Origin of the sequence: Limosilactobacillus frumenti DSM 13145 (assembly GCF_001436045.1) — a bacterium.
GTDB lineage: Bacteria > Bacillota > Bacilli > Lactobacillales > Lactobacillaceae > Limosilactobacillus > Limosilactobacillus frumenti.
Window position 1 is genome coordinate 63,617 of the sequence record NZ_AZER01000014.1, and the last position, 12,444, is coordinate 76,060.

A 12,444-nucleotide genomic window follows, 5' to 3' on the forward strand; every position below is an offset into this window, starting at 1 on the left:
TCGCCTAACGGCACGTTAACCAACTGAAAGGGATGAACAAAATGCAATTACTCCATCTTAGTCATATTCAAAGAACATATAATGAAAACTCAAGTCACCCGGTAAAGGCATTAAAGGACATTAGCTTCGACGTTAACCCTGGTGAATATATTGCAATTATGGGAGAATCTGGTGCTGGTAAGAGTACTCTCCTTAATATTATTGCAACACTAGAAAAAGCGAACGCCGGTGAAGCACTACTAAATGGGCAAGATCTTAATGACCTGACCGCCGATGAAGCTGCTAAGTACCGGCGCGAACACCTTGGTTTTATTTTTCAACATTTCAACTTACTAGATAGTCTTTCTAATCGTGACAACATTTACCTGCCATTAGTCCTGGCACGCGCGCCGATCAACGAAATGGATCAACGTCTGAAACCCCTAGCACAAGCTTTAGGGATTAATAAAATTATTGACCGTTACCCAAGTGAGATTTCTGGCGGTCAGCAGCAACGGATTGCAATTGCCCGTGCCTTAATCACCCAACCCGACTTACTACTGGCTGATGAACCCACTGGTGCCCTGGACTCTAATACTAGTAATGAGATTCTCCACCTCTTTGACACGGTAAACCAGAACGGTCAAACCATTATCATGGTTACGCACAGTGCCGCAGCTGCTAGTCATGCTAAACGAACCCTTTTCATCAAAGATGGTCAAATCTATCATGAGCTTTTCCGTGGCGATGAATCATTTAAGGACTATCAAGAACAAATTAGCAACACGATGATGACGCTAACGAATGGTGGTGAATAATATGCTCTACTTTCAGCTAATCAATTCTAGTTTTAAACGGAATATGCGCTCCTATGGTCCATATTTAATGGCAACCATTATGTTAGTTGCAATTAACTACATCTTCATTGCAATCTCTGCCAACACTAGTTTAAAGAAGCTCAATACCGGATCCGTTACCACTGCCATGTTAGATCTCGGTTTCAAGTTTATTTTGTTAGTAACTTTAGCCTTTCTTATTTACGTTAACCGCTTCTTATGGCAACAACGTAGTCAAGAAATGGGCTTATATAGTATGTTGGGGATGACCAGTCATAACCTTCAGTTACTCACCATTATTGAAAAGTGCTACCTCATGGTAATCAGTTTAGTAACTGGTCTTATCTTCGGCATTATTTTTGAGAAATTAGCCTTTTTAGGTCTGGGATATTTGCTTAATATCGGTCACCTCACCCAACCATGGTTCGTTTCTTCTGCCATCCTAAAAACGATCATCATTACCGTCAGCTTATTTGTGATCATTATGATTATTGATTTAATCAAACTGCACCGCATGACACCAAATCAGCTTTGGCAACCTCAAGCTGCCAGTCACAAACAACACGGTGTCCTCTACACTCTGGGCGGCATTATCGGCTTTATTCTGTTAATCTGGGCTTATTACATCACTTTGACAATCAAGCCGCGGATTTCTGCTATTTCCCACTTCATGTTGGCCGTAATGCTCCTCGTTGTTGGGACCTATCTCGTCTTTATTATTGGGAGCATCATTTTACTGCATCTCTTACAGCGGAATAAGCATTTTTATTATCAACCACGGCACTTTATTGCCGTATCAGGAATGCTTCAACGGATGGAGCAAAACGGTGCCAGCTTAGCGACCATTTGTCTGCTTTGCAGTTCCATCTTAGTGATCCTGTTCACCTCCATTACCCTTTACGTCGGCATTGGCAGCACAGTGAAGTCTTACTCTCCCGACGACGTTGTCATGGTTGGTACCCAGACATTGACCAAGGATCAACAGTCAACGATTTCAACAGTAGCGCACCATCATAATGCTAAAGTGAACGACTATGTCCATTACCAAATGACTGTTCCGCAATATGGTTATTGGCGTAATAATCATTTTATCAATCAAGGGACAATCCAAAAAATGGATAATAAGACCAGCGGTTCGGTAATTTTATTGACAACTAAGGAGTACAACAAGATTACCAATCAGCATGTTCACCTTTCTGGTAACCAAGCACTAGCATATGCTAACAACAAGGGCCATTATGGTAAAATCACCGTTAATAACCAGACCTACCACGCTAAAAAGTTGGCCCATTTTGACCAGTACTTTAACCCTGATCATAGTATCTATACACCATTGTTTATTGTGGTCAATAAGCTTCCACAACACACGCCCCTAGCAACCGTTACCACATTTAATTACCAGCTTAAAGGAACCCAAAAGGCCCGGATTAAGTTTGAACAAGACTTACAATCACAACTAAAAATGAACAACATGGCTTTCACTGGAAAAGCTACAATCACATCACTGATTAATGGTTTGTACGGTGGCCTGGTTTTCATTGGGATCTTGATTAGTATTGCGCTTGCAATCACTACCACCATTGTTATTTACTTTAAACAAATTTCTGAAGGATACGCTGATCATGAACGATTCCATACAATGCAACAAGTTGGCCTAAGCGAACAAGAAACTGTGAAAAGTATTCACAGTCAAGTATTGATGGTTTTCCTGATGCCAGTGATTGGTGCCATAATCAATCTTGGCTTTGCCATCCCCGCAATTCGTCAAATAATGATCCAGTTAAACTTCTACAACCTACCACTGATGCTTACCGTTGGAGCAATTGTCGCCATTAGTTTATTAGCGTTATACCTAATACTATATGGTTTAACAACCCGAACATATCAACAAATTGTTGATAGTCCGGTCAAATCAATTGAATAAACAGAAAGAAGCTGGAAATTAACCTTATCAAGAGCCTGGTGGACTAACCTAGAACGATGAATGGTGATGAAATCATCAAAGTCGTTCGTAGTTAGCCGCGAAGGCTCTGGTTAATTCCCGCGATTAGACTCGGTAAGTTCGAGACTACTAGTGACAGAGAAGAGGGTTAGAAAAAGCAAAACGTTTTTTCTAACCCTCTTTTTATTTATTGTAGATGTAATTGATTTTGATAAACAGCTAGCGTTTCTGGATCAAAACATACCATCATTACCCCATCAACTACTTGACTATCCATCAAAAAATTATGAATTGTGTTAACTGCAATCTTAGCCGCTTTTTCCAATGAAAGGCATAGACTCCCGTGCTGATTGAGGGAAAGGCAACCGTATGGCAGCCATTGTCTTCCGCTAATTGCAGACTATTAAAATAAGAATTAGCTAACAACTCAGGTTCACCATTATGACCACCATGCCAAATAGGACCCGGTGTATGGATAATGTAGTTAGCTGGTAAATTAAAGCCACTAGTTATTCGTGCCTCACCAGTTGGACAGCCATGAAATTTCAAACACGCTGCATAAAGTCCTGGACCGGCTGCTCGATGAATGGCGCCATCGACACCACCGCCACCCATCAGTGTTGTGTTGGCAGCATTAACAATCGCATCAACATCAATTTTCGTAATATCACCTTGAATGGCATCGAATTGTTTCATTTGATATCCCTTCATTGTTTAAAATAAGTAGTATATTATTTAATATAAAACCTATTAAATAACTTCAACATCACGATAAATCATTTACTCATTAAAAGCAATTTAAAATAATCATGATACAACATTCAAAAAAGAAAAACTCAATCTATTTATCATATAAAATGCTGAGCACAAAATTCACAGTTATTTTGATTTGTAAATAATGCTCTTTATTTAATGAAGGAGAATAAGAATGTATTATTTTATTACTAATCGTGAAGACTTATTAACGTCCGCCATTGAACTAGCACAAGTAAAGCGCATGCATATTTTCGATAAATTAGGAATAGAATCGCGAGTAGTAACAATGCAATACAATTGGGCTCACCAACAAGTAGAACAGAAATTAGGAACTACTAATCGTGTCATTAACCTTTTTCAATACTACCAGCGTTTACCCTACAAACACACTGAAGATGACCAACAATTAGTGAAGCGCGTTTTGCAACCATCCCGATTCGACATTAAGGATAATATTGCTTATCGTGATGGAAAAAAAAGAATTCAAGTGAACTTAAACAATGGTCGCCTTTACTATGTCGACTATGTTGATCGTTTTGGTTTTTCTGATCGTCGTGATTTCTATGACAATGGTTGTTTAACTTATTCCGAATTTTTTGAAGACAGAGCCCGAGTAGTAATGCGTCAATACTATGACTACCAGGGAAAAGTTAAAATACTTTACCATTTCCGTGGAGGAGAAAACAATGCACCAGTTTTGACATTGATTCAGCTATTCGATCATGGGCAAGAATTACAATTTGACAGTGAAGCTTCATTGCAAGCTTACTTTCTAGATGAATTAGCAAGCACTGACCCACAAGCTGTGATGATTAGTGATCGATCTGATGTTGCCCTCCAAAGCTTTGCAGAAATGAAGAGCAATGTTCCCCGTTATCAAGTGTTTCATTCGGCAATTACAACAGATGGTCAATCCGCCGGAAAATTATTCAGTGTTTATGAGCCAATTAAAGAAATGCTCCAAAATCATCAATTAAATGGGTTAATTTCTGCAACTAAACGTGAAGCGCGTGATGCTAGTAAAAGATTTGCAACGACAGCGAGCTATGCAATCCCTGTTACTTACATTTCCGAAGAGCAGTTAAATAAAGAGATTCCATTTAATAAACGACAGCCTGGTCAATTAATTGCAATCGCTAGGTTAAGTCATGTTAAACGACTTGACCACCTAATTAATACCGTGATTTTACTCAAAAAGAAACATCCCGCCGTTGATTTAAAAATATATGGATATGATGACGAATATAATAATTACGCTACCTCTAATGAATTAAAAAAGATTGTTCAGCGCCACAATGCCAGTGATTATATCCATTTTTGCGGTTATCAGCATGATTTAACTGACGTTTATGAGCATGCCCAAATAGAAGTCTTAACCAGCTCTTTTGAAGGCTTTGCCATGGCACTACTAGAAGCCCAGAGTCATGCCTGCCCTGCTGTAAGCTATGATATTAATTATGGGCCTGCAGATATTATTGAGGACGGGATCAGCGGTCGCTTGATCCCAGACGGTGATACCCACTATCTTTATGTCGTTTTAGATAAACTATTAAGTAATAAGGATCTTCTAATGTCTTATTCCAAACATGCCCAACAAGCTGCGTCAAAATATTCCATGAAAAATGTTGTTAAGCAATGGCAACAATTTTTGAAAGATGAGCACTTACCACTGTAATTAACTTAAATATTCAATTAAGACCCCTATAATTAAATAATAAAAGCCATTGACGATATTACGGTATCAAACAAGAAATATCATCAATGGCTTTAAATATTTATATATTTTCAGGCGTTTCTCCGTTGATTAAACTGTGCATATAACCATAGCAATTCAGTAATGGATAGTGCAGCAACACCAACAGTAAAGCCTTGACCAAATCCATAGCCAAACGTATAAGAAGAGCTGGCATTATGGAATAAGTTAATACTGAAAATACGGGTCAATAGCGCTGCTAGCACTACTCCCGTTGCTAACATCCCCAGCTTAGTCGGCTTAGATAACTGCTGCCAATTAGTCTGACTCAATAGACAAAAAGCATTAACGATCACCAAGCCGACTAAGGCACCTAACAGCCAACGCCAACCGTCAGGCAGCATGCTTAACCGAACCAAACCACAGCTGTTTAACATGAAATAAATACTACCAATAATATTAATCCAATAAGAATTGACAAATGCACGATCTTTCTTGGCATCAGTAGCGTGTTCTTTCTTATAGTTATTAATCATTTCATGATCCTCCCTGAGTAAATCATCTAAAGTGACGTGGTACAGATCACTAATTTGAACAAGCATAAAGATATCCGGATACGATCGCTTATTTTCCCAACTAGAAATTGTTTTACGTGAAACATTCAGCTTTTCTGCTACTTCTTGCTGGGTCCAACCGTGACTATTACGATATTCCTTCATCTTCTGGGCAAATTCCATATTGTAATCCTCCACATTAACAAATTGATTCCCCGGGAAATAATTCATGCTAATAACATACCAAAAAACAGCGAAAAGTCACGCTCAGATTCATGGCTAATTAGAAAACTACCCATGTCCATCATTATCAGACATGAGTAGTTTTAGTTGACTCTTATTGGTTTAACTTGTGTGATGGCCCAACACTTTTAGTCAAGCATTACCAAATATTAACGCGGTCTTCTGGTGCCTTATACATTCCATCGCCGGGTTGAATATCAAAAGCTTGGTAGAAGTCTGCCAGATTCTGGGCCTGAACATTTGCCCGTAATTTTTGTGGGGCATGAACATCAATCGACAAAAGCAATTGTTCATATTGCTTTGTTGCCTTCATTCGCCAAATGGTTGCCCAGTTAATAAAGAATTCCTTGGCATTAAAGTCGTCCTCTTGTTTAGCAGCTTCCAGAGCACAACTCAAGCCACCACCGTCGGCAATATTTTCTGAAACAGTCAATTTACCGTTAACCTTTTGGCCAGCAAAATCAAGGCCATCAAATTCCTTGATCATCTTCTGAGCTAGTTGCTTGAAGTGGGCCGAATCTTCTTCCGTCCACCAATTGTTTAAATTCCCCAGCTCATCAAAGAGCGCCCCATTGTTATCGAAAGCGTGAGAAATTTCATGGGCAATGACAGCCCCAATTCCACCGTAGTTTTCACTACTACTTTGCTTCAACGAGTAGAATGGTGCCTGCAGAATAGCTGCCGGGAACACAATAATATTCTTAAATGGGTGGTAGTAAGCATTAACCGTAGCAGCACTCATTTCCCACCGCATCCGATCAACTGGTTTGTTCCAACGACCGAACATTTCTTTGTTGGCAACAACGTTTAGCTGGTTGATGTTGGCAATTAATGACTCGCCCTCTTGAACTTTCAGGTGGTCGTATAGAGCTGGAATACTATCAGGATAACCAACCTGAATTCCTAACTTATCTAACTTCAGGATCGCCTTATCACGGGTAGCCTTCCCTAACCAGGTGTTATTAGCAAGGCGGCCCTTGTAAACCTTAATCATTTGCTCAACCATGTGGTGAACATCTTGTTTAGCTTGGGGCCCAAAGTACTTTTTACCATAATAATCACCCATCACTTGGCTGAAAACATCACGAGCTAAGTAATAGGAGAATTTTCGTTGACTAACCGGCTTTTTACTGCCCGACAAAGCGCGTGAATAACGGCCGTTAATCTCCCGGGTCTCATCATCTAAGTAACTAGCATTATCACGAATAACGCCAACTAATAACCATGCCTTAAATAGTTCAAAATGATCTTGCAAAATATCATTCAAGGCTTGGAAATATTGGGGTTCTGTAACGATGACCTTATCAGGGGTAGCCTTAACTAACCGTTTAATAACTCCTGCAATGTCCAATTGATCAGTAGAAGCTGCTAAATCAGCCACACTTTGTGGATTGTACATCTTACTATAGTCAGCCGCCTCTTCGGCACTCTTAACGTGTGGTGCTAAGAGGGCATCAAATTTCTTGGCGTTTTCAATGTATTTGTTAGCTTGGTCATCCTGATAGTCAAGCTTCTTCATCAATTCCTTCATCATGGAAGTCCACAAATTAAGTAATTGATCATGTTCCTGCTTTTTAGCCGATTCATAGTAACTTTTATCAGGCAAAATCAATGATGGAGCTGCCGCAAATAATGCATAGATCGTTGCATTTTTCATGTCAGCGTCAATATCAAAGGCAACTGGTGATGGCATCCCCGTCAAGATCCAGTTTCGCCATTGGGCATTATAATCATCATACGACTGTAGCGCTTCAACCCCTTTGAGCATCAACTTTAGCGGCCGTGGGCCAACCTTCTTACGTAAGTCAAATTTCTTCGCAATCCGGTAGAGCTTCACCATTTCGTTAAAGCGGGGATCATCGCTCTTTTCCTTGCCATCGGCAAATTTATCCAGGTCATCCATTAATTGCTTATCGATCTGGTCAACTAGGTCATTAAAGCCCCCGGTTGCCGGTTTGTCATCAGGAATCTTAGCGGTTTTAATCCAATCACCATTGACTGCCTCATACAAGTCGTCCTTTATTAATTTGTTATTCACTGCCACGCTTTTTTCCTCCTAACTACGTCTTTTAATTCATTATTTTCAATTATACTATTTCAACCTTCAAATGGCCGGAGTAATTCATGACGGGCGCTAGTACTGAACCATTGAGGGTGCTGGTTAATAAGTTCACTCACTGCTCGATAGTTGTCCAAATCAATTTCACCAAGGACCAAGCGGTTGGACTGCAATAAACGGGCAAACTTAATATCTGCTCCCTGTAAACGGTTATGGAAGAGTGACAGGCCATCCACCTCCCAATCTTGGTGAAGTAATTTCACGGCCCGCTGGTATGAATCCGAATGGGTCAGAATTTCGTGCATTGTTGCTGGTTCTAATAATTTTGCCATTTTAGTAATCACCCTTCATTGTTAAAATCCGTCCTTGCGGATAAACGACAGATAATTCTACTGGTGAGCTAGTCAGCAACCAATCGATGTGTTTGTACTGGTACTGATTAATTTTTCGTTCACCATAGCCATCAGTGATGATAATAATCTGGTGAGTGGCGGGGTTGATTCGTTTACTTTCTAAAAAGTCAAAAATTGGTTGGAAGGCAGTTCCACCGCCACCAGAACGTTGCATTTTAATCATCCTCGTCCCTGTTTGGCCGTCATTTTCGTGAACCTTAGCGTCAAACGGGTACATTGTTAACGAGACATCATAGCGTTGTTTTAACTGACGAATCTCATTCAGGACCTGGGATAACTCTTGGTTACTAACAGATCCGGAATTATCGACAAATACCAATAGTTCATTGACAAGGCGGCTCACTTGGCCGGCTAATTCCATCCGCACTGGTTGACGACGGTTAAAACGAGCATGGGTCTCCTTACGGCCATGCACCATCAAACCTACCTGACGCCGTAAAACCTTACGCCATTCCATTTCTCCTGCTTGATTAGGTCCCTGTAATTGTTCTAATACCTCACCAGGGATTAACCCCCGATCACGATGCGGTGTTCGTTGAAAAGCCCGCTGAGTAATGGCCTTTAGATGAGCGAGGCGAATATTTTGCTCACTCGCAGTGGGAACACCACTCTGCCAGCCCTGATGGTTGTCGGCACTACCTTGTTTTCCCATTGGGTCACTTTTATCCAGCTGCCATCCCGCATGTTTTAACCGTTTACGTTCTTGAATAGTTAGTGTTTCGAGAATCCTTAAATAGATCCCTGAATCCTGATGCTGCGGTAATTTGCGCTGTAATAGTCGTTCCATTTGTCCAAGATCAGTTGTTCCTGCCGGCGTCACTGGCAAGTACTGGTTAACCGCGACATCCGTTGCTACCTTCACTAGTCCTGGGTGAAGTGCCTTTTGGTAACGAAGAGGATGTTGCCAAAGCAAATGTAAAGCTTGGTGTTCAAGCATTAAGGTTAATGTGCCGGCATCGACCGTTTGCATATATTTTGTGGAAATTACTAATTGTAACTGGCTTCCTTGCCAGCGCAATCCAATATTGTCAGATGCTTGATCACTGATTTGGCGTGGTAGTTGTAAGAGAACTTCCCCTAAAAGGCGTCGTTGTTGTAAAACAACAACAATCGCGGTGGCAATGATTTGTTTGGCCAACACCTGGTCTGTAGGATGCTTCCGAAACATCGATAATTGTTTTGTTAATTTCACCATGACTAGCGGTCCTCACGAGTAGCAATTGCAGCTAATTGTTGATATAAATCTGTAACCGCATGGACACCGTTTTGGGCAGCCCGGTATAGCGAAGTTAGTAAATTAGGCTGGTCGCCAATGGTTCTGGTTAATGCATACTGGCCGTCTGCGGATACTTGTTTTAAATAGTGAATAAATAAGGCTGCCGTTTTACCTGTCGTTAATGTCTGTGGACCGTCTTTGATCCATTGGTTTAATAAGGTTACCTGGTGTTCTTCACTCAGCTGATCAAAGGTCGCTAGTGGTCCCTTCATCAATTCGGTCAACGTAACTTCCTGCCCATGGACTTGTACGTATTCAGCAAATGAAACACCTACTTCAACCCCCAGATCACCGCTAAACAAGTCTGGTGCAAGCGCTTTTTGTTGGTCCTTTTCAAGCTGCTCGAGCTGATCCAAATTCCGTGATACACGTTCCCATGCCCGCGGTGTTGGTACCAAATCACTATCGTAAGATGGTTGACTGCTCAACCGTTGCGGATATTCTTCTAAATAGGAAATAACTAACGGGTTAATCCGGCTCCGATTACCATTTACCTTCTGTTTAGCCCATTTCAACCAGTCGTCCAATGACGTTGCCATCACCAGCCGTACCGTCCGATCTTTAATTGCTGCATCACCAATAGCAACCCCATAATCGCTATGTTCAAATCCTGTCATTGTATTGTCAGGATTCTCTGCAATTACAATATGAACTTGCGTCGGCAATAGTAAGGAGTTAATTTGTCGTTGCAAAACGAGGTTCATTAACTCCGACTGAACAGCTTGGGGTCCCCGGTTAAATTCATCGAGGAACCAAATAATTGGTTGATCGGGATGAGCTTCCGCATATTTAATGATTTGGACCAACGTTTCTGAATAACCAAACTGGATATTCGCTAATCGCCCGTATTGTTTAGTCTCAACAAATGACTCACTCGTTAAAGGTGGAACTGGAATAGCGAGATCACCCTTTTCGCTCAGACTGACAACCGTTGTAAACAGTTTGGCACCCATTTGGTGAGCTATATCGGCCACTAGTGCCGACTTTCCCACACCAGCTTCGCCAACAATGTTAGGAACATTCCCCGCACGAATGACTAATGGAACCGCGGTTAATAATTGTTGATAAGTTAATGCCATTAGGGTTCTTCCTTCCATCCAAATGTTGTTAGGTCCATCTCACGTTTACGGAGCCCAGAAACGTAAGGGTTACCCTTGACATAAAAGCGGTATGGGCTCTTGCCATTCTTACCATGCAGATTAACACCCACCCGACTAGTGGTAATTATTTCCCGGGGAATTTTATAATCTTTGGTTAGTTCAATCGTCAACGGGCTTGTTTCCAGCGGTTGACCATCTAGATTGCGTGATTGAATTCCTAAAGCTGCCATTAATTTGCCGGGCCCATTACTGATGTTGAAACCTTTCATCCCCCGATTCTCCTGCATTTGGTCCACTCCCATAGTCGGCTGAATAGCCCGGATAAGGACCCCTTGCGGTTCTTCCGCATCCTGGACAACCACATCAAAGCAATAATGTGCTCTAATTTGATAAACATAAATATTACCAGGATTACCATATAGAGATTCAGAATAGTTTGTCCGCCGTCCATTAAAGGCATGGGAAGCCGAATCATGTTCACCTAGGTACGCTTCTGTTTCGACAATAACGCCCGCAGTTGGCTGCTGACCACCACGGAAAACTAGCTGTTTGCCTAGCAAAGACTTGGCAATTTCTTGTGTTGGTCGACCAGTAAAGAATTTTTGGTAATCAGTTAACGCCATTTTATTTCCTCCTTAAAAAGTACTATCCTAAAGTTATCACTAAATAGAAGGTGAATCATCTATGAAGCTTAAGTTAGAACGAATTTACACTAAGCCTGCTGATTTAAATGGCTATCGGATTTTGGTTGATCGCTTATGGCCACGGGGGATTTCCAAGGTCAATGCTCACCTGGATCAATGGTTAAAAGAAGTTGGACCTAGTAATGACCTCCGGAAGTGGTTTAACCACGACCTAGCTAAATACCCAGAATTTCAACAACGGTACCTGGCGGAACTGGATAAAACCCCGGCACCTTATAATTCACTCCGGGCAATCGTTAAGGAACAAATCAAACAACAAGACGTTATTTTGTTATTTGGCGCTAAAGATGTGGAACACAATCAGGCAGTTGTCCTCGCTAATAAATTAGCACAAGACCTCAACGTCGAGGTTGTCTCCGCACCAAAACCTACCAAATAAATTAACCGGCCACTGACGTTCATACTCGAACGCTAGTGGCCGATTTGATTACTTACTCAATTTAGCAAGACCCGCTTGGAGAACATCGTCATCAACAAAGGTTGTCAAGAAGCGCTGCAGCGGTGTTTCACTGTGGCGATTCTTAAATGCCATTGGTTCCGCCGCAATGATGACCGCAATTAGGTTGTTTTCAGTCATCATTAATTGACCTGGTCGTTGGTATTTTCCTTTGGTATGTTTCCCAGTTCGCCAGGTATGGAACTTGGCTTCACCATCCTGGTCTGGTTTGAGCTGATATTTACCGCTAGCATCAGGTTCTACTGGAATACAGGTAAACTTTTGGACTTCATACTTACCCTTTTTACTCATCTTATTACCCTTTCTCAACTAGTTCTTCATGATTAGAAATTCTTGCCAGAAACTACTACTGGTATTCTCAATCATAAAGTTATCATTTCAATTGTACCGGGCCTTGTTTAATTTGTCACGAAGTCATCACCAATCTTCACA

Annotated in this window: 11 protein-coding genes and 1 pseudogene; 4 read left to right on the forward strand and 8 right to left on the reverse strand. The window is 41.2% G+C overall.

The genetic code is table 11. The features are described from left to right. The first annotated feature begins 41 nt into the window (after positions 1 to 41). Positions 42 to 797 carry an ABC transporter ATP-binding protein gene (locus tag FD27_RS03480; protein WP_057749589.1) on the forward strand — a complete coding sequence of 252 codons (756 nt, stop codon included), beginning with the start codon at positions 42 to 44 and terminating at the stop codon, positions 795 to 797. A gap of 1 nt (position 798) precedes the next feature. Then, the gene (locus tag FD27_RS03485; protein WP_057749592.1) at positions 799 to 2,739 is read left to right on the forward strand and encodes an ABC transporter permease; all 1,941 of its coding nucleotides are present in this window, start codon (positions 799 to 801) and stop codon (positions 2,737 to 2,739) included. Between the two features lie 205 nt (positions 2,740 to 2,944). Here FD27_RS03485 and FD27_RS03490 read toward each other — a convergent pair. Beyond that, positions 2,945 to 3,453: pseudogene (locus tag FD27_RS03490) on the reverse strand (O-acetyl-ADP-ribose deacetylase). Positions 3,454 to 3,685: 232 nt separating this feature from the next. On the opposite strand from FD27_RS03490, the gene FD27_RS03495 reads away from it, so the two are divergent. After that, the gene (locus tag FD27_RS03495; protein ID WP_057749595.1) at positions 3,686 to 5,188 is read left to right on the forward strand and encodes a glycosyltransferase; all 1,503 of its coding nucleotides are present in this window, start codon (positions 3,686 to 3,688) and stop codon (positions 5,186 to 5,188) included. Between the two features lie 110 nt (positions 5,189 to 5,298). Here FD27_RS03495 and FD27_RS03500 read toward each other — a convergent pair whose 3' ends face one another. The 6 genes from FD27_RS03500 to FD27_RS03525 all read right to left on the reverse strand — a co-directional run bounded on the left by FD27_RS03500 (position 5,299) and on the right by FD27_RS03525 (position 11,474). Next, positions 5,299 to 5,943: a helix-turn-helix domain-containing protein gene (locus FD27_RS03500; RefSeq protein ID WP_057749598.1), complete on the reverse strand. Its 645-nt coding sequence runs from the start codon at positions 5,941 to 5,943 to the stop codon at positions 5,299 to 5,301. Positions 5,944 to 6,142: 199 nt separating this feature from the next. Further along, complete coding sequence (locus FD27_RS03505) at positions 6,143 to 8,047, reverse strand: M13 family metallopeptidase (RefSeq protein ID WP_057749603.1); 1,905 nt, start codon at positions 8,045 to 8,047, stop codon at positions 6,143 to 6,145. Positions 8,048 to 8,100: 53 nt separating this feature from the next. After that, a complete protein-coding gene (locus FD27_RS03510; RefSeq protein ID WP_057749605.1) occupies positions 8,101 to 8,394 on the reverse strand; it encodes a hypothetical protein in 294 nt (97 codons plus the stop codon). A 1-nt stretch (position 8,395) separates the two neighbouring features. After that, positions 8,396 to 9,670, reverse strand: coding sequence for a vWA domain-containing protein (locus FD27_RS03515; RefSeq protein WP_057749608.1), 1,275 nt, complete (start codon positions 9,668 to 9,670; stop codon positions 8,396 to 8,398). 2 nt (positions 9,671 to 9,672) lie between these two features. Next, entirely contained in the window at positions 9,673 to 10,830 is a 1,158-nt protein-coding gene (locus FD27_RS03520; protein ID WP_057749611.1) for an ATP-binding protein, read from the reverse strand. Further along, the gene (locus FD27_RS03525) at positions 10,830 to 11,474 is read right to left on the reverse strand and encodes a DNA-3-methyladenine glycosylase (RefSeq protein WP_057749614.1); all 645 of its coding nucleotides are present in this window, start codon (positions 11,472 to 11,474) and stop codon (positions 10,830 to 10,832) included. The genes FD27_RS03520 and FD27_RS03525 overlap by 1 nt, the downstream gene beginning before the upstream one ends. A 61-nt stretch (positions 11,475 to 11,535) precedes the next feature. Between FD27_RS03525 and FD27_RS03530 the strand changes: the two genes are divergently transcribed. Beyond that, on the forward strand, positions 11,536 to 11,934 hold the full coding sequence (locus tag FD27_RS03530; RefSeq protein ID WP_057749617.1) for a DUF488 domain-containing protein: 399 nt from the start codon (positions 11,536 to 11,538) through the stop codon (positions 11,932 to 11,934). A 48-nt stretch (positions 11,935 to 11,982) separates the two neighbouring features. Here FD27_RS03530 and FD27_RS03535 read toward each other — a convergent pair whose 3' ends face one another. Next, the gene (locus FD27_RS03535; protein WP_057749620.1) at positions 11,983 to 12,303 is read right to left on the reverse strand and encodes a DUF7671 family protein; all 321 of its coding nucleotides are present in this window, start codon (positions 12,301 to 12,303) and stop codon (positions 11,983 to 11,985) included. Positions 12,304 to 12,444: the final 141 nt, after the last annotated feature.

Excerpts from the sequence above, each read along its gene's own strand:
- FD27_RS03515 (WP_057749608.1), bottom strand. The coding sequence starts at position 9,670 with ATGGTGAAATTAACAAAACAATTATCGATGTTTCGGAAGCATCCTACA.
- FD27_RS03495 (WP_057749595.1), top strand. The coding sequence starts at position 3,686 with ATGTATTATTTTATTACTAATCGTGAAGACTTATTAACGTCCGCCATT.
- FD27_RS03500 (WP_057749598.1), bottom strand. The coding sequence starts at position 5,943 with ATGGAATTTGCCCAGAAGATGAAGGAATATCGTAATAGTCACGGTTGG.
- FD27_RS03525 (WP_057749614.1), bottom strand. The coding sequence starts at position 11,474 with ATGGCGTTAACTGATTACCAAAAATTCTTTACTGGTCGACCAACACAA.
- FD27_RS03480 (WP_057749589.1), top strand. The coding sequence starts at position 42 with ATGCAATTACTCCATCTTAGTCATATTCAAAGAACATATAATGAAAAC.
- FD27_RS03535 (WP_057749620.1), bottom strand. The coding sequence starts at position 12,303 with ATGAGTAAAAAGGGTAAGTATGAAGTCCAAAAGTTTACCTGTATTCCA.
- FD27_RS03510 (WP_057749605.1), bottom strand. The coding sequence starts at position 8,394 with ATGGCAAAATTATTAGAACCAGCAACAATGCACGAAATTCTGACCCAT.
- FD27_RS03485 (WP_057749592.1), top strand. The coding sequence starts at position 799 with ATGCTCTACTTTCAGCTAATCAATTCTAGTTTTAAACGGAATATGCGC.
- FD27_RS03520 (WP_057749611.1), bottom strand. The coding sequence starts at position 10,830 with ATGGCATTAACTTATCAACAATTATTAACCGCGGTTCCATTAGTCATT.
- FD27_RS03530 (WP_057749617.1), top strand. The coding sequence starts at position 11,536 with ATGAAGCTTAAGTTAGAACGAATTTACACTAAGCCTGCTGATTTAAAT.